This window comes from Rhodobacter sp. JA431, from assembly GCF_900217725.1.
Lineage (GTDB): Bacteria > Pseudomonadota > Alphaproteobacteria > Rhodobacterales > Rhodobacteraceae > Rhodobacter > Rhodobacter aestuarii.
The window spans coordinates 60,624-75,915 of the sequence record NZ_OBMP01000003.1; the positions used below are offsets into that span (position 1 = coordinate 60,624).

Consider the following 15,292-nt stretch of genomic DNA (forward strand, 5'->3'; position numbering starts at 1 on the left):
TCATTCATAAAAGCGAGATGATATTATTGAATTGATCGGAAAAATGAATGAATGCGCCGTGCGTTGACTTGTGTGGGTTTCCTGCTCTGATCGAGGCAAAGGGGAGGATGCGATGAAAACGATCTGGGTGATCCAGCACACGCAGGCCGAATACCTTGGCCTGATCGAAGACCATCTGGAGGGGCGGAACCTGCGGTTCCGTTATTTTCGCCCCTTTGTGGCCGGGGGCAGCTTGCCCGAGGGCACCGCGGCCGATGGGTTGATCCTCTTGGGGGCGGGGCCCTATGGCGTCGTTTCCGGGCATATCCTGCCCTCGCTTGGGCCCGAGTTGCGCTTGGCGCAGGCTTTTTTGCATGCAGGCAAGCCCGTGGTGGGGTTTGGGCTGGGCGCGCTGATTCTGGCTGTGGCGGGGGGCGGCGGTGCCGAGGAAGCGCCGTTGCGATTCGAGGTTGCCGGTGCAGAAATCACAGGGCTTGGCCCTGCCGCGCCGCAGCGAATGCCCTTGGCCTGCTATTTGCGCGATCGCCCTGTTTTGGGCCCCGGCATGGCCCCGGTGATGACCGGATCGGTGGGAGAATTGCTGGGCTTCACGGTCGGGGAAAACAGCCTTGGCCTGCTTGGCCATCCGGGGATGAAACGCGGCATGGCAGAAGATCTGATCATGGAATTTTCCGAAACGCCCGAGGCCACGGTGGAGGCGCTTGACGCGCTGGGCATGGCACAGCGCGAGATTGCCGAAAGCTTGGGTCCGTTCATGGTCGCGCTGATCGCGCAAACTGGCTGGATGTCGCCTTCTGCAACGCAGCGTTGAAAAAATCTTTTGACATTCCAAAAATTACATCTGACGATTTAAGCATTCGAACGGTGTTGGGAGTGCCGTTCGAATACTCCGATAAAATGTGGTCACGGTCGTTTGGGAGGGCGCCTTGGCGAGCAAGCTTATCATACTCATGGTCAATACAGATCCCCGCAATGGCGAGGAATTGGGGGCCCCGTTCTTTCAAGCCACGGTCGCCGCGGCAATGGATTACGAGGTCGATGTGGTGTGCACCGCCACGGCAGGGCGTTTGATGAAAAAGGGCGTGGCCGAAGGGCTTGTGGTCAAGGAAGGCTCGCCCAAAACGGTCTATGATTTCATCAAAGATGCGCATGAGGCAGGGGCCAAATTCTGGTGCTGTTCGCCCAATCTTGATCTCTTTGATATGACCCCCGAAGACCTGATCCCGGAATGTTCGGGGATCGTTGGCGGGGCCAAGGTGATCGAAGATATCATGGAAGACGACGACGCCAAGGTGCTGACTTACTAAGATTTTCTTGCGCTTTGTAAGAGGATTGCGCCAGCCCGGGGAGGGGCCAGCCATGAATGCGCATACCAAAATGCCACAACCTCAGATTGCGGACCCGGTCTCGGAAAAGCCGGTCGTGGCCTATGAAGAACTCGAAGAAATCTTCGACGATATTCGGGGCCATCCGCTTTACGATCACGAGATTCACGGCTGTCTGAATTGTGGGATTTGCACCGCCACCTGCCCCTCGGCGCAGTATTACGATTATTCGCCACGCGAGATTGTTCAGCTGCTTTGGACCGAAAATCTCGAGGGCATTTACGACGCGATGCACGAGAAAATCTGGGCTTGCGCGCAATGCTATACCTGCGCCGCGCGCTGCCCGTTTGAAAACTCGCCCGGTGGGCTGGTGATGATCATGCGCGAAGTGGCGATCAAACATGAATTGCCCTCGGTGAAAGAGGTGCTGCGGCCATTTTCGCGCGTTCTGCTCAAGGTTGTGTCGACCGGTAACCAGTTGGCGCCGAACATGATTACCCGGGAAGCCTTTCCCGATTGGGGGCCGAATGTCGCGAAGGTCGATGCGCCGTTGATGGTGCTGCGCAAGGCGATCCCGATGCCGACGATGCACACGCTCGACACAGCTTGGGAGGTGAACCTGCGCACCTCGGTCGAGCTTTATACGATTTGGGAGGCGACCGGGGTGCTCAAGCAGCTCGAACAGGTCGATGAAAACCTCTTCGACGTGGTCTCTGACGTGATGGAGGAGAAGCGCGACGAATGGGAGGAATGGCTCGAAGAGCAAGAAGAGGAAGAGGACGACGATTGAGCGTCGCCGCCACGCCTGTGGCGAAATGAGGCCCGCAGCTTTTGGGAGGAGTGCGGCAGATGGCCAACGAGACCGAGGGGAAAGGCGCCTATAATGGCTTTGGCGCCGATTGGGCCCCCACCAACTTGACCGAAAACGAGGCGCAGCGCGCCACCGATTGGGTCACACAAAAGATCGACAAGCGCTTCCTTCTGACCGGCAAAGACCGCAAAGAAGATGTGCGCGATATCATGTGGCAGCTTGAAAAAGAGGGTGAAATCGTCGTGCATCGGGTGGGGGATCATCACGCCCCCGAAATGGCGAAAACGCTTTACGGCTGGGACAAGAAGATCCCGACGACGAACCTTTGGCACCACAAGTCCTGCGGCCAATGCGGCAATATTCCGGGCTATCCTTCCTCGGTGCTGTGGATCATGAACCAACTTGATCTGACGTACCTTGATGAGACGGATCAGACCTCTTGCACGGCATGGAATTACCACGGCTCGGGCATCGGCAATGTGGTTTCGCTGGCCGCCGTGTTCTTACGTAACATGCATCAGGCCTATGTGTCGGCGAAGGCGCAGGGGCTCCCAGAAGGCACCTATTACCCACTCATCCACTGCGGAACATCCTTCGGAAACTACAAAGAAATCAGGGGCTTTTTGCTGCATTCGGCAGAGCTGCGCGAAGAGGTCAAAAAGATCCTCGGCAAGCTGGGGCGGCTGGTGGATGGAAAGCTTCTGATCCCGGAAGAGATCGTCCATTACTCGGAATGGCTGCACGTCATGCGCCACCGGATCAAAGAGCGCCAGCAGATCGACGTGTCGAACATCCGCACCACGGTGCACCCGGCCTGCCATGTCTATAAAATGGTGCCGGAAGACGTGATCTATGACGATACGGTGATGAATGGTGACCGGGTCGCTGTGACGACGGGGCTTTTGAACAGCCTTGGCACGCAGGTGATCGACTATTCCACGTGGTATGATTGCTGCGGATTTGGTTTCCGCCACATCATCGGCGAGCGTGAGTTTACCCGCTCCTATGCGATTGATCGCAAAATCAAGGTGGCGGTCGAAGAGGCGCGGTCAGATGTGATGATCGGCCATGACACCGGCTGCATCACCACGCTCGATAAAAACCAGTGGATCGGCAAGGCGGTGGACAAGGTCTATGCGCTGCCGGTGATGGCCGATTGCCAGTTTGCGGCGCTGACGATGGGCGCGCATCCCTACAAACTTGCCCAACTCCATTGGCATGCCAGCCCGTTCGAGGGGCTGCTCGAGAAAATGGGGATCGACTGGGAAAAGGCTAAGGCCGAGTTCGAGAGCTATCTTGAAGAGGTGAAAGAGGGCCGGATCGAGACGCTTTACGACCCCAAGCGCGCGATCACCTCAGGCCCCGGCTATGTCAACCCCCCGAAAAGCCTGCCCGAAAAAACCGAACAGGGAGCGTGAAGTATGAGTGAGAAACCCATCCTGATCGTGGGCGGTGGCCCGGCGGGGCTTTCGGCGGCCCACGCGGTTGCGGCCTCGGGTCGGCAAGCGGTTATTGTGGAAAAGGCCGACCGTCTGGGCGGCGCGCCGATCTTGCAAGGCTATGCGAAACTCGTGCCGAGCCATGAATGGGCGAAAGATGCCATCGGCGGCATGGTCACGCGTGTGCAGCAAAACGCGAAGGTCACCGTGCACACCGGCGCGCAGGTGCAAAGCTTCGCGGGCGATCCGGGGAACTTTGTTGCGACGCTGAAAGACGGCACCAAGATCGAGGCCGATGCGGCGATCTTGGCCACCGGCTTCACCCATTTCGACAGCCTCAACAAGCCGGAATGGGGCTTTGGCACTTACCCGGATGTGGTGACCACGGTGCAGGTGGAGCAGATGATCTCCTCGGGCAAGGGCATCCGCTGCCCGTCCGATGGCCGTGTGCCCGACCGGGTGGCGATCTTGCTGTGCGTCGGCTCGCGCGACCGGCAGATTGGCCGCGAATGGTGCTCGAAAATCTGCTGCACCGTTTCGGCCAATATGGCGATGGAAATTCGCGAACTGAGCCCGAAAACCAACGTCTATATCTATTACATGGATATCCGCACCTTCGGGCTCTACGAGGGCGAGTTCTACTGGAAGAGCCAAGAAGAGGCGCGGGTCAAATATATCAAGGCGCGGATCGCCGAGGTGACATCGGACGGCATGCGGCTTGTCGTGAAGGGTGAGGATACGCTGGTCAAGCGCCCGATCACCATTCCCTTCGACATGGTAGTGCACGCGATCGGTATGGACCCGAATGTCGATAACATGACGCTCGGTTCGGTCTTCGGCGTCAACCTCAACCAATACGGCTATATCGGCAAGGCGGCGGCCTATACCACCACCGGCCAAACCTCGCGCCCCGGTGTTTATGTTTGTGGTGCGGCCTCTGGCCCGGAAACGATTGACGATTCCATTGCGCAAGGCCAAGCGGCGGCGATTGCCGCGCTGTCGCGCCAAGGCGTGGGCATGGCACAGGCGGCAGAGTGATGTTTGGCCGTAATCGCAAACAGGCGGTGCTTGCCAAAGGCCCGGTGCTGGACCTTTCAGGGGATCGTTTGCGCCGCGCCTTCACCAATTTGGGCGAGTCCGCGCAGCCGACCGGCGGGGTCAGCCGCTATATCACGGCACTGCATCTGAAATCGGCGCTTTTCAAAGAGCTGTTGGGGCAGTCTGCCACCGGGATCACCGAGACCGAATTCCTTGATTTGGCGGCCTTTATCGCGCCGGTGCGCCGTCGCATTGGTCCGGCGATTGCGCGGATCGGTATCGAAGAAATGGCCGCGCGGATTGAGGTGCTGTTGCACGGCGGTGGCACGGTGGAGGAGCGGCTGGCCCATTTCATGGCGAGCTTCCCGGATGGCAAGGAAATGCGTTGGGTGCGCGACCTTGGGGCGGAGCTTTTGCATTTCACCCAGCCCTCGGTCCCGCTGATGACGCGCTGGATCTGGGATGCGCGCGTTTCCACCGGAGTATTGCGTGAGATTTGGCATGCCGAAGACGTCGATGCCGCAGAAATCACCGCGCCCGATGATCTGGCGACCTTCACCACCTTGCGTGCCGAGATTGACGGTTTTCTGGAAGGCGAAGGCGTCTACCGTGACCGGCTTTGGATGACCGATCTGCTGATGGCGCATATCTATGCGGGCTATATCAATGATCGCGGCGGGCAATATCTGCGCAATGATTTCACGCAAGAAGGCGATCCGATGCTGCACACGCGCCGGATGCTGGGTCTTGATGCTGTGGATACCAAGACCGGGCGCACTCGACTGCGGTTGATTGATGGCTCCGCCCATGAATTTGGCGGTTCGCTTTCCGCCCGTCTCGACCTGACCACCGCCGAAGACGCTCCGGAGGCTGCTGATGCCCATTCATGAAAAGACCCTGATCCGGCCCGAGAACCTGGTGACCAATGATGAGTTGGTGATTGATGGCGTCGATGTCTCGGGCCATTGGTCCACCTTCATCAAGCCGCGCACGATCACCGATTATAACGAGGCGATGCAGGAGGAAATCGCGGCGCTGCCGGGGGGCGAGAACATCCACCGCTGCTGGCAATGCGGCTCTTGCACCAATTCCTGCACGATGAATGCGGTCAACCCCGAGTTCAACCCGCGCTACTGGATTTACCTGATCCGGCAGGGGCTTGAGGAAGAACTGCTGCGCGACAAGGACATCATCTGGCAATGCGTGTCGTGCAACAAATGCACCTATGCCTGCCCGCGCGATGTGGTGCCCGAAGCGGTGATGAAAGCCACTGCGCATTGGCTGGAGTTGAAGGGCCATACCAGCGAAAGCCCGTCTTCGGTGTTCGACCGGGGCTTTACCGACAATGTGCTGAAGTCCGGCAAGATCGAGGAAGGCCATGTGCTGCGCATCTTCTTTTGGCGCACCGGGCAGCCGCTCGCGCCGCCGTGGCTGCGGGACCTGATCGCTGGCTTGGTGAAGAAATTCCCGGTCTTTTACTTGTTCAACCTGCTGAAAACGGCGGTGTTCCGGCCCAAAACGCGTGGCTGGGGCAAAACCGGCGTGGCGATTGAGGACTATGTGCGCGAACGCCATGCCGAACAGGCGCAGGCGCTTGGGCTTTCGGGCAAGGGGGGGCACTGATGGCCAAAGATCTCAAGGAAAAGGATCTCAAACAGGTGGCCTATTATCCGGGCTGCGCGCTTGAGGGGACGGGGCACGCCTATAACCGTTCTACCAAGGCGGTGGGCAAGGCGCTTGGGCTTGAACTCGTTGAGGTGAAAGACTGGAACTGCTGCGGCGCGATGGAGGTAAAAAACATCGACCCGCAGGTGCAAACCTACCTTTCGGCGCGCAATCTGACGAAGACCGAAGAGATGGGCTTTAATGTGGTGATGGCGCCCTGCAACGGCTGCTATCACAACCTCAAAAAGGCCGAATACGATCTGGCGCAGAACCCACAGGCGGTGGAGGCGAACGAGCGTATCTCCGCCAAGGCGGGGCACCATGCCTATAGGCCCGGCGGCGTTGAAACGATCCACGCGCTGGATTGGCTTAAACGTGCGGTGGGTGAAGAAGAATTGGCGCGCCGCACCGCAGGCAAGCTCAAAGGCATGAAGGTCGCGAATTACTATGGCTGCATGTACACGCGCCCGCGCCACATCTTCCCCGAGAAAGATCAGGGCGAAGGCAGCGAGTCGACTTATGCGCCGCATTTCATGGATGATCTCTTGGCTTCTGCAGGCGCAGAGAACGTAGATTTTCCGCTGAAAACGGCCTGCTGCGGCGGCGCGCATGCAATGTCGGATGCCGACACATCAACCCAACTGGTGCTCAATATCCTGACGACGGCGGAGGCCTGCGGGGCCGAGGTGATCGCCACCGAATGCCCGACCTGTCACACCAGTTTGGAGATCCATCAACTGCGCGCCGAGAAGCTTTTGGGCCGCAAGACCAATGTCAAAATCCTCTATTTCACGCAGCTTTTGGGCATGGCGCTCGGCCTTTCGCAGCGCAAGGTGGGGGTGGCCGAGAATATGGCCGATCCGCGCGCCTACTTGCGGGAAAAGGGGCTGAAGTGATGGACACGGTTTTCCCCGAAATTCTGGCGGAGATCGACGCGGGGCTTGAGGGGCGCGCGGAACTGCCCTCGCCGGATGCGCTTTTGAAACGGGCTGAAGAGATTTTGGAGGCGTGGCTTACGGCGCGTGGCGAAGTGCCCGAAGCGGGGGAGGTGGAGGGCTTTCGGTTGCTGGCGCTGCACCGGCAGGGCTGCAAGGGCACGCCCAGTTTTAACGCCTGTCGTGAGACCTGCCGCGAAATAGTATTTCGCAGAAACGTCACACTGGAATACGGTGAAGATACGGTCACCGCACATCGATTGGAGGCGATGGTGGTGAAGCATTTGGCCCTCTTCGTCGGTGGTAAGCTTGAGCAGACGGGGCTGGGCGAATTTTGTTGTTCGTCACGTCCGTTGCATGCAGGCGTGGCCAGAGGAGGAAAAACACATGCCCATCGTGCGCGGATGTAACCTGCCCGACGAGCTTTTCTATGATGTGCCCAACAACCTTTGGTATCGTGCCGAGTCCGACGGCACCTATACCGTTGGGATGACGATGATCGCCACGGCCATGGCCGGGGCGCTGGTGGCCTTTACGGCCAAAAAGGTCGGCAAGACGATTGATGCGGGCAAATCGGTCGCCACGGTCGAAAGCGGCAAATGGGTTGGGCCGGCAAAAATCGGGTTCCGCTCCGAAATTGTCGCCGTGAACGACGAACTGACCGGCAGCCCCAAGCTTGCCAACACCGATACCTATGGTGCGGGCTGGATGGTGCGGGTGAAGCCCGAAGACCCGGCCGCCGCTGAGGCGGTTTTGGTGCCGGGGTCAGAGGTTGCCGGGCCTTATGAGGCCAAGATGGAAGCCGATAACTTTGCCGGCTGCGCGGCCTGATTGATGTGAGTGTTTCCTCTCGGGCATGGGCTCGGGAGGATGTGAAACGGGGCAGGGAGGCCCCGACCACCGGCCGACTTTGGCGGCGGGACGGGTGATGATTGCCCATGCTCAAGGGAGGGAGCATGACGGATACAGAAACCAAATCCATGTCGATCATTGTCACCAAGGGCACGCTCGACTGGGGCTACCCGCCGTTCATTCTGGCCACGACCGCGGCCGCGATGGGGCTAGAGGTGACGATGTTCTTCACCTTTTACGGGCTGACATTGCTCAAGAAAAAGCTCGACCTAAAGATCAACCCGCTGGGCAATGCGGCGATGGAAATGCCCATGGGCGGCATGCATATGGCGATGCCCAACATCGTGGCTGCGATGCCCGGCGCGACCGCGCTCACCACCACGATGATGAAGGACATGCTCAAGAAAAAGGGCGTCGCCTCGATTGAGGAGCTGCGCGAAATGGCGGTGGAGGCCGATGTGAAGATCATCGCCTGCCAGATGACCATGGACCTTTTTGAATACAAGAAAAGCGACATGATCGACGGGCTCGAACTGGGTGGCGCGGCCACCTGGGTCGATGCCGCGACGCGCTGCGACATCAATCTTTACATCTGAGGGAGGAACAGATGATGGCTGATCAGGTGCTTGATGCAAAAGGGCTCAATTGTCCTTTGCCAATCTTGCGGGCGAAAAAGGCGATCAAGGAAATGACCGCCGGGCAGGTTCTTGAAATTCAGGCAACCGACCCCGGCGCAGTGAAGGATTTTGAAGCCTTCTGCCGCACCACCGGCAATGAAATGGTGGACCATCACATGGATGGCGGCACCTATGTGTTCAACATCCGGGTCAATTGAGCTTTAGCGAAACAGCACCACCGGCACGCGGCAGGCGCGCATCGTGGCGGTGGTGGTTGACCCGATGAAGAGCGAACGAATGCGGGAATGGCCATAGGCGCCCATCACCAGCATGTCGTAGTTTTCTTCATCGACCATGCGCCCCAGCACGGCCTCGGGTTGGCCTTGGGTCAGCGTGGTTTCGGCCACAATCCCCGCGGCGGCGAGCATGGCTTGCGCATCGCTGAGCCGCTTTTTGACGGCAGGTGAGTCGATGTCCACCGCGACCAGATGCACCGTCAGCCCGGTGTAAAGTGGGCTGCGGGCAATATGGTCCACCGCCTTGAGCGCGGAGACCCCGCCATCATGGGCGACCAAAATCCGCTCAATCGGCTTGAAGGCGCGGTTGGCTACCAGCACCGGCCCCCGGCAAGACCGCGAAATCCGCTCGAGGTTGGCGCCCAAATGCTCCATCGCCTGATCGGCCTCTTCGCCGCGCTTGCCAAGAACGATGCCGCGCGCCTCAGGCTCATAGTCCCCAACGATTGAGACAAGATCGCCTTGCCGCAATTCGGTGGTCACATCTTGAATGCCCGCTGCTTCCAGCAAAGTCTTGGCATCTTCCAAAAGCGCGCGGCCTTGGACGCCCATCAATCGGGCGCGCTGCGCATCAAGCGCGGCGAGTTCATCCATCACGCCAGAACGGCGGCCAAGCGGCGCGGGGGCCCCCACATCGGGCGGGATGACGCCATTGGAGCGCAGCACATGCACCACCACAACGGGCGCGCCAGTGCGCTTTGCGATCCATGCCGCGTGGTCGCAGACGCTGGTGGCGTAAATCGACCCATCGACGAATGCGATGACCTTGCCGCTCATGCGCCCTCCCTCGGCGATCTGGCCTTTCCGGGGCCTTGAATAATTGGCGCTTATACCCGTTTGGCACGCCTCACAAGGATGCGCGCATGGGTTTAGAAATCAAGCGAGGCGTCGCTCGTTTCTTCGGCGAAATAGTCGTGGTTTTGCTGCAAAATCCGGTCGATTTGTTCTTTAATCCGGCTCAGGTGGGCGCGCATCGCCGCCGCCGCCGCTTCGGGCTCGCGGCCGCGCAGCGCGGCCAGAATCGCGACATGGTCTTCCCAAGCGGTGCGTGAGGCAAAGGACAGTGAAAGCATCCGCACCCGGTCCATGTGGCCCTTGTTTTCCGAGATCAATTCCCACGTAAACGCCAGATTCGCCCGCGCACAAATCTCGTGGTGAAATGCATCGTCCAGCAGATGAAATCCGTTGCGATCATCCGCCTTGATCGCCACGTCTTGCTTTTCAATGATCTCGGCCAATGCATCCAGATCCGCTTCGCTCAGCCGGGGGGCGGCGGTGCGGATCGTCTCGACCTCAAGCGCGGTGCGGATGAAGCGCGCGCGCATCACCGCAGCGCCAGAAATCAGCGTGACCGTGGTCGCGCGTTGGGGGCGAATGAGCAAAAAACCAAGCTTTGACAGACGGTAAAACGCATCGCGCACAGGCTGGCGCGACACGCCCATCGCTTTGGCGACCTCAATTTCAGAGATCTTGGCGCCGGGTTTGAGTTCTAGCGACAAAACCTGTCGGTGCAGCTCTGCATAGACCTGATCGGCCACGGTTGTGGGGGCAAAATCGAGTTTCGGAAGTTGCAAAGCGTTGGTCATGTCCATCCTCATTGACGGCGCGGTTATACTAGCATATTAGTTTATATCAGTGGCACAGTCCACTGTCGGAATAACAAGAGAATGGGGGATGAACCATGGCTCTGCTGGACGCTGACCGCCTGTTTCCGGTTGAAGAACGGGTGCGGGGCATGGCCCGGGCGCTTTACGACACCGTCAAAGATGCGCCGATTATCTCTCCCCATGGTCACACTGATCCCCGTTGGTTTGCTGAAAACGCAGCCTTTCCGGACCCCGCCCAATTGTTTGTGACGCCGGACCATTACGTGTTCCGCATGTTGCACAGCCAAGGCGTGAAACTGGAAAGCCTTGGCGTTCCGCGTGCCGATGGTGGCCCGGTGGAAACCGATGGCCGCACAATCTGGCGCCGCTTTGCTGAGCATTTCCACCTGCTGCGCGCAACGCCTTCGCGGATTTGGCTCGACCACGCTTTTGAAACCGTTTTCGGCCTTGATCAGCGGCTCAGCGCTGCGACCGCCGATATGTATTACGACCACATCGCCGAGTGCCTCGCCAAGCCCGAGTTCAGGCCGCGCGCGCTGTTCGAGCGGTTCAAGATCGACGTGATCGCGACCACCGAAAGCCCGCTGGATGACCTGAAATGGCACCGGATGATCCGCGAAAGCGGCTGGACGGGGCGGGTGATCACCGCCTATCGCCCTGACCCGGTGGTTGATCCGGACTTCGGTGGCTTTGTGCAAAACGTCGAACAGTTTTGCGCGATGGCGGGCGAAGATCCGGGCTCTTACGCGGGCTACTTGGCCGCGCACCGCAACCGACGTGCCTATTTCAAGGAATTCGGCGCGACCTCCACAGACCACGGCCACCCGACAGCCACCACTCACAACTTTGGCCCGCAAGAAGCTGCTGCGCTTTATAACCGGGTTATGTCGGGGCAGGCCGATGCCGCGGAGCGCGAGGCGTTCCGCGGACAGATGCTCACCGAAATGGCGAAGATGTCGCTCGATGACGGGTTGGTGATGCAAATCCACCCTGGCGCCTTCCGCAACCATTCTGGCCCGGTGCTGGATCGTTTTGGCCGCGATAAGGGCTATGACATTCCCTCGCGCACCGATTACGTCACCGCGCTCAAGCCGCTGTTGGATGCGGTGGGCGAAGAGCCGAACCTGACGGTGATCTTGTTCACGCTCGATGAAACCACCTATGCACGCGAATTGGCGCCGCTGGCGGGCGTTTACCCATGCCTGCGTCTGGGGCCGCCGTGGTGGTTCCATGACAGCTACGAGGGCATGTGGCGCTTCCGCCAAATGACCACCGAGACTGCGGGTCTTTATAACACCGTCGGTTTCAACGACGACACCCGCGCCTTTTGCTCGATCCCGGCCCGTCATGACGTGTCGCGCCGGGTCGACTCTGCCTTCCTCGCCACGCTGGTCGCCACGGGGCGGCTTGCGGAGGATGAGGCCTTTGAGGTCGCTCAAGACCTCGCTCACCGGCTTGCGCGGCAGGCCTATCGGCTCTGAGAGCCACTCATGGGAGGAGACAATCCATGAAACATCTCACCACCCTTGCAACCCTTCTGGCTGGCGTGGCCTTCGCCGGGGCCGCGACGGCCTGCGAAACCACCTTCCGTTCGTCGGATACGCACCCGGAGGGCTACCCCACCGTTGCGGCCGTTGAATATATGGGCAAGCTGCTGGAAGAGCGCACCGATGGTCGGCTGTGCATCGAGGTTTATCACTCCGCCCAGCTGGGCGAAGAGAAAGACAGCATCGAACAAACTCAGTTCGGTGTGATCGATATGAACCGCGTTAGCCTTGGGCCGTTCAACAACATCATCGAAGAAACGCAAGTTCCTTCGCTGCCCTATATCTTCCGTTCGGTGGACCATATGCACACCGTGATGGACGGCGACATCGGCCAGCAAATTCTGGACGCTTTCACGCCCCACGATCTGATTGGTTTGGCCTTCTACGATGGCGGCTCGCGCAGCTTCTACAACAGCCAAAAGCCGATCAAAACGATGGCCGACCTTGAAGGCATGAAGTTCCGCGTCATGCAATCGGACCTGTTTGTCGACATGGTCAGCGCGGTCGGCGCCAACGCGACCCCGATGCCCTATGGCGAGGTTTACAGCTCGATCCAAACCGGCGTGATCGACGGGGCCGAAAACAACTGGCCGTCCTATGACAGCTCGGGTCACTTTGAAGTTGCCAAATACTACACGCTCGACCAGCATCTGATCGTGCCGGAAGTGCTGGTGATGTCGAAAGTGACTTGGGATGGGCTGAGCGCTGAAGACCAAGCCGCCGTGCGTCAAGCCGCGCGGGATTCGGTTCCGGAAATGCGTCGCCTGTGGGCCGAGCAAGAAGCCCAGTCGGAGGCCAAGCTCGAAGCCGCTGGTGTCGAAGTCATCACCGATATCGACAAAACCCCGTTCATCGAAGCGATGGAACCGGTTTACGCGAAATACGTGACCTCGGACGTGCTCAAAGACCTCGTCGCGCGCATTCAAGCGACCGAGTGATCTAACTGCTTGCGCCGCGCGAGGGGGGCCTCGCGCGGCGTTTCTCTAGTAGCCGGGAGGGGTCGGTGAAAAATTTCATGCTTATGGTCGCACGCGTGACCGGGCTGTTGGGTACGATTGCGCTGTGGATTGCTGGCACGGGCGTCGTGATCATGACTGCCTTTATCGCGATGCAGGTCTTCTTCCGCTATGTCTTGAACTCGTCGCTGCCGTGGACAGAACCGGCGGCGGTGATGATCATGGGGTGGTTTATCTTTCTGGGGGCCGCGGTCGGTATCCGGGAAGGCTATCACCTCAGCTTCGACGTGGTGCTTTATTTCGTGCCCGAGAAGGTGAAGCTCGCGCTCTACACGATTTCGGACATCGTGGTGGGTGCCTTCGCCGTTGGCATGGTGAAATACGGCTGGGAACTGGCCGAGCGCACCGCGCATAACAAATTGCCGAGCCTTGGTATTTCCGGCGCTTTCGACTTTTTGCCGATCGTTGTGGGCGGCTGTTTGCTGGTGCTTTTCTGCATTGAGCGGATCGCGCGCCGCGCGTCTGGTCTGCCCACGTCGCGCTTCGGGGATGACCACGAAGACGAGACCCCCAAATCCACCAAAGCAGAGGCCTGAGCCATGGAACTTTGGATCCTTTTTGGCACCTTCGTGTCACTTCTGCTGATCGGCACCCCGGTCGCCTTTTGCCTTGGTGCAGCGTCCTTTGCGACGGTTGTCTATCTGGGCTTGCCGCCGGTGGTGGTGTTCCAACGGCTGAACTCTGGGGTCTCTGTTTACGCGCTGATGGCCATTCCCTTCTTCATCTACGCGGGCGATCTAATGGTGCGCGGCGATATCGCGCGGCGCCTTGTGGCGCTTGCGGGCGCACTTGTCGGCCATTTGCGCGGCGGCCTTGGGCAGGTGAACATCATGGCTTCGGTCATGTTCGGGGGCGTGTCTGGCTCTGCCGCTGCCGACGCCTCGGCCGTGGGTGGTCTGATGGTCCCGCAGATGAAAGAGCGCGGCTATGGCACCGACTACGCGGTAAACATCACCGTTGTGGCCTCGATCATCGCGCTGATGCTGCCGCCCAGCCACAATATGATCATCTATTCGATCTCTGCTGGCGGGAAAATCTCGATTGCGGACCTCTTCACCGCGGGCATCGTGCCGGGCATCACGCTCGCGCTCTCGCTCATGGTTGCGGCCTATTTCGTGGCCAAAAAACGCGGCTATCCGACCGAGCCCTTCCCGGGCTGGCACATGATGGGCCGGATCTTCGCCAATGCGGTGCCGGGCCTGATCTTGGTGGCGATCATCTTTGGCGGGGTGCGTTCGGGTATTTTTACCGCGTCGGAAAGCTCCAACATCGCCGTGGTCTACGCGATCTTTGTGACCGCGCTGGTGTACCGCACGCTTAGCTTTTCGGAGTTCGTTGCCGCGACAAAAGCTGCCGTGCGCACCACTGCGATGGTGTTGATGGTGATCGGTTGTGCGGCCGCCTTTGGTTGGTTGCTGGCGTTCTTGAAAGTCCCCACCGCCCTTGTTGGCGCGCTGCAAGACTTCTCGAACAACCCGATCGTGATCTTGCTTTTGATCAACGTCGTGCTGCTGATCCTTGGCACCTTCATGGATATGTCGCCGCTGATCGTGATCTGCACGCCGATCTTCTTGCCGGTGGCGCAGGCCTTTGGGATCGACCCGGTGCATTTCGGCGTGATCTTGGTGCTTAACCTCGGCATCGGCCTGTGCACACCGCCGGTGGGGGCCGTGCTCTTTGTCGGCTGTGCGGTGGGCAAGGTCTCGATCTGGTCGGTGGTCCGCTCGATCTGGCCCTTCTACATCGCCGCTTTTGGCACGCTGATGCTGGTCACTTATGTCCCGGCGCTCTCGCTCTGGCTGCCGAGTGTGTTCCACTAAGGAGGCTTTGATGAAAAGCTACCCCGTTATCGAAACCGGACCTGGCGCATCGCGCCAGGTTCTGACCGAAACGCCTGATCTGATGGTGGTGCGCTTCGCCTTTGAGGCGGGCGGCGAGGGGCTCTTGCATTCGCACCCCCATGTGCAAACCACCTATTGCCAATCGGGCCGCTTCCGCTTCGAGCTTTCGGGCGAGCGGTTTGAGGTCGGTCCGGGCGATGCGTTTTCCATCCCATCGGGCGCAGTGCATGGCTGCCTGTGCCTTGAGCCGGGCGTGCTGATCGACAGCTTTGCGCCCCGCCGCGACGATTTTCTGTGAAAGGA

19 protein-coding genes are annotated in these 15,292 nt (G+C 59.5%); 17 read left to right on the forward strand and 2 right to left on the reverse strand.

What is annotated here, in order from left to right; genetic code table 11:
• The first annotated feature begins 112 nt into the window (after positions 1–112).
• From CRO18_RS07125 to CRO18_RS07180, 12 genes are all read left to right on the forward strand, one after another.
• Positions 113–811 (forward strand): GMP synthase, encoded by a 699-nt coding sequence (locus CRO18_RS07125; RefSeq protein WP_097081621.1) that lies wholly within the window; start codon positions 113–115, stop codon positions 809–811.
• A gap of 139 nt (positions 812–950) precedes the next feature.
• Positions 951–1,307 (forward strand): DsrE/DsrF/DrsH-like family protein, encoded by a 357-nt coding sequence (locus CRO18_RS07130; RefSeq protein ID WP_249276010.1) that lies wholly within the window; start codon positions 951–953, stop codon positions 1,305–1,307.
• Positions 1,308–1,377: 70 nt separating this feature from the next.
• Entirely contained in the window at positions 1,378–2,115 is a 738-nt protein-coding gene (locus CRO18_RS07135) for a 4Fe-4S dicluster domain-containing protein (RefSeq protein ID WP_097081902.1), read from the forward strand.
• A gap of 59 nt (positions 2,116–2,174) precedes the next feature.
• Entirely contained in the window at positions 2,175–3,554 is a 1,380-nt protein-coding gene (locus CRO18_RS07140) for a heterodisulfide reductase-related iron-sulfur binding cluster (RefSeq protein ID WP_097081622.1), read from the forward strand.
• A gap of 3 nt (positions 3,555–3,557) precedes the next feature.
• Positions 3,558–4,613, forward strand: a complete 1,056-nt coding sequence (locus CRO18_RS07145; RefSeq protein WP_097081623.1) for an FAD-dependent oxidoreductase — start codon at positions 3,558–3,560, stop codon at positions 4,611–4,613.
• Positions 4,613–5,503 (forward strand): hypothetical protein, encoded by an 891-nt coding sequence (locus tag CRO18_RS07150; RefSeq protein ID WP_076485795.1) that lies wholly within the window; start codon positions 4,613–4,615, stop codon positions 5,501–5,503. The genes CRO18_RS07145 and CRO18_RS07150 overlap by 1 nt, the downstream gene beginning before the upstream one ends.
• Entirely contained in the window at positions 5,490–6,236 is a 747-nt protein-coding gene (locus tag CRO18_RS07155; protein ID WP_076485796.1) for a 4Fe-4S dicluster domain-containing protein, read from the forward strand. Before CRO18_RS07150 ends, CRO18_RS07155 begins: the two co-directional genes overlap by 14 nt.
• Positions 6,236–7,174 carry a CoB--CoM heterodisulfide reductase iron-sulfur subunit B family protein gene (locus tag CRO18_RS07160; RefSeq protein ID WP_076485797.1) on the forward strand — a complete coding sequence of 313 codons (939 nt, stop codon included), beginning with the start codon at positions 6,236–6,238 and terminating at the stop codon, positions 7,172–7,174. The genes CRO18_RS07155 and CRO18_RS07160 overlap by 1 nt, the downstream gene beginning before the upstream one ends.
• Entirely contained in the window at positions 7,174–7,623 is a 450-nt protein-coding gene (locus CRO18_RS07165) for a hypothetical protein (protein WP_097081624.1), read from the forward strand. Before CRO18_RS07160 ends, CRO18_RS07165 begins: the two co-directional genes overlap by 1 nt.
• Positions 7,601–8,044: a glycine cleavage system protein H gene (locus CRO18_RS07170; protein WP_097081625.1), complete on the forward strand. Its 444-nt coding sequence runs from the start codon at positions 7,601–7,603 to the stop codon at positions 8,042–8,044. Before CRO18_RS07165 ends, CRO18_RS07170 begins: the two co-directional genes overlap by 23 nt.
• Positions 8,045–8,169: 125 nt before the next feature.
• Positions 8,170–8,661 carry a sulfur carrier protein DsrE2 gene (gene dsrE2, locus CRO18_RS07175; RefSeq protein ID WP_076485800.1) on the forward strand — a complete coding sequence of 164 codons (492 nt, stop codon included), beginning with the start codon at positions 8,170–8,172 and terminating at the stop codon, positions 8,659–8,661.
• 11 nt (positions 8,662–8,672) lie between these two features.
• Positions 8,673–8,900: a sulfurtransferase TusA family protein gene (locus tag CRO18_RS07180; RefSeq protein ID WP_212710072.1), complete on the forward strand. Its 228-nt coding sequence runs from the start codon at positions 8,673–8,675 to the stop codon at positions 8,898–8,900.
• Between the two features lie 3 nt (positions 8,901–8,903).
• On the opposite strand, the gene CRO18_RS07185 is transcribed toward CRO18_RS07180, so the two are convergent.
• Together CRO18_RS07185 and CRO18_RS07190 are read right to left on the reverse strand one after the other, a co-directional pair.
• Positions 8,904–9,755 carry a universal stress protein gene (locus CRO18_RS07185; protein WP_076485801.1) on the reverse strand — a complete coding sequence of 284 codons (852 nt, stop codon included), beginning with the start codon at positions 9,753–9,755 and terminating at the stop codon, positions 8,904–8,906.
• A 92-nt stretch (positions 9,756–9,847) separates the two neighbouring features.
• Complete coding sequence (locus CRO18_RS07190; RefSeq protein ID WP_097081626.1) at positions 9,848–10,564, reverse strand: GntR family transcriptional regulator; 717 nt, start codon at positions 10,562–10,564, stop codon at positions 9,848–9,850.
• Between the two features lie 95 nt (positions 10,565–10,659).
• Between CRO18_RS07190 and uxaC the strand changes: the two genes are divergently transcribed.
• The 5 genes from uxaC to CRO18_RS07215 all read left to right on the forward strand — a co-directional run bounded on the left by uxaC (position 10,660) and on the right by CRO18_RS07215 (position 15,287).
• On the forward strand, positions 10,660–12,066 hold the full coding sequence (gene uxaC, locus CRO18_RS07195; RefSeq protein ID WP_097081627.1) for a glucuronate isomerase: 1,407 nt from the start codon (positions 10,660–10,662) through the stop codon (positions 12,064–12,066).
• A gap of 26 nt (positions 12,067–12,092) precedes the next feature.
• Complete coding sequence (locus CRO18_RS07200; RefSeq protein ID WP_076485804.1) at positions 12,093–13,070, forward strand: TRAP transporter substrate-binding protein; 978 nt, start codon at positions 12,093–12,095, stop codon at positions 13,068–13,070.
• Positions 13,071–13,135: 65 nt separating this feature from the next.
• The gene (locus CRO18_RS07205; protein WP_212710074.1) at positions 13,136–13,684 is read left to right on the forward strand and encodes a TRAP transporter small permease; all 549 of its coding nucleotides are present in this window, start codon (positions 13,136–13,138) and stop codon (positions 13,682–13,684) included.
• A gap of 3 nt (positions 13,685–13,687) precedes the next feature.
• Complete coding sequence (locus CRO18_RS07210) at positions 13,688–14,968, forward strand: TRAP transporter large permease (RefSeq protein WP_076485806.1); 1,281 nt, start codon at positions 13,688–13,690, stop codon at positions 14,966–14,968.
• A gap of 10 nt (positions 14,969–14,978) precedes the next feature.
• Positions 14,979–15,287, forward strand: coding sequence for a cupin domain-containing protein (locus tag CRO18_RS07215; protein WP_076485807.1), 309 nt, complete (start codon positions 14,979–14,981; stop codon positions 15,285–15,287).
• Positions 15,288–15,292: the final 5 nt, after the last annotated feature.

Excerpts from the sequence above, each read along its gene's own strand:
- CRO18_RS07185 (WP_076485801.1), bottom strand. The coding sequence starts at position 9,755 with ATGAGCGGCAAGGTCATCGCATTCGTCGATGGGTCGATTTACGCCACC.
- CRO18_RS07180 (WP_212710072.1), top strand. The coding sequence starts at position 8,673 with ATGATGGCTGATCAGGTGCTTGATGCAAAAGGGCTCAATTGTCCTTTG.
- CRO18_RS07170 (WP_097081625.1), top strand. The coding sequence starts at position 7,601 with ATGCCCATCGTGCGCGGATGTAACCTGCCCGACGAGCTTTTCTATGAT.
- CRO18_RS07125 (WP_097081621.1), top strand. The coding sequence starts at position 113 with ATGAAAACGATCTGGGTGATCCAGCACACGCAGGCCGAATACCTTGGC.
- CRO18_RS07130 (WP_249276010.1), top strand. The coding sequence starts at position 951 with ATGGTCAATACAGATCCCCGCAATGGCGAGGAATTGGGGGCCCCGTTC.
- CRO18_RS07145 (WP_097081623.1), top strand. The coding sequence starts at position 3,558 with ATGAGTGAGAAACCCATCCTGATCGTGGGCGGTGGCCCGGCGGGGCTT.
- CRO18_RS07165 (WP_097081624.1), top strand. The coding sequence starts at position 7,174 with ATGGACACGGTTTTCCCCGAAATTCTGGCGGAGATCGACGCGGGGCTT.
- CRO18_RS07140 (WP_097081622.1), top strand. The coding sequence starts at position 2,175 with ATGGCCAACGAGACCGAGGGGAAAGGCGCCTATAATGGCTTTGGCGCC.
- CRO18_RS07150 (WP_076485795.1), top strand. The coding sequence starts at position 4,613 with ATGTTTGGCCGTAATCGCAAACAGGCGGTGCTTGCCAAAGGCCCGGTG.
- CRO18_RS07190 (WP_097081626.1), bottom strand. The coding sequence starts at position 10,564 with ATGACCAACGCTTTGCAACTTCCGAAACTCGATTTTGCCCCCACAACC.
- uxaC (WP_097081627.1), top strand. The coding sequence starts at position 10,660 with ATGGCTCTGCTGGACGCTGACCGCCTGTTTCCGGTTGAAGAACGGGTG.
- CRO18_RS07215 (WP_076485807.1), top strand. The coding sequence starts at position 14,979 with ATGAAAAGCTACCCCGTTATCGAAACCGGACCTGGCGCATCGCGCCAG.
- CRO18_RS07160 (WP_076485797.1), top strand. The coding sequence starts at position 6,236 with ATGGCCAAAGATCTCAAGGAAAAGGATCTCAAACAGGTGGCCTATTAT.
- CRO18_RS07200 (WP_076485804.1), top strand. The coding sequence starts at position 12,093 with ATGAAACATCTCACCACCCTTGCAACCCTTCTGGCTGGCGTGGCCTTC.
- dsrE2 (WP_076485800.1), top strand. The coding sequence starts at position 8,170 with ATGACGGATACAGAAACCAAATCCATGTCGATCATTGTCACCAAGGGC.
- CRO18_RS07210 (WP_076485806.1), top strand. The coding sequence starts at position 13,688 with ATGGAACTTTGGATCCTTTTTGGCACCTTCGTGTCACTTCTGCTGATC.
- CRO18_RS07155 (WP_076485796.1), top strand. The coding sequence starts at position 5,490 with ATGCCCATTCATGAAAAGACCCTGATCCGGCCCGAGAACCTGGTGACC.
- CRO18_RS07135 (WP_097081902.1), top strand. The coding sequence starts at position 1,378 with ATGCCACAACCTCAGATTGCGGACCCGGTCTCGGAAAAGCCGGTCGTG.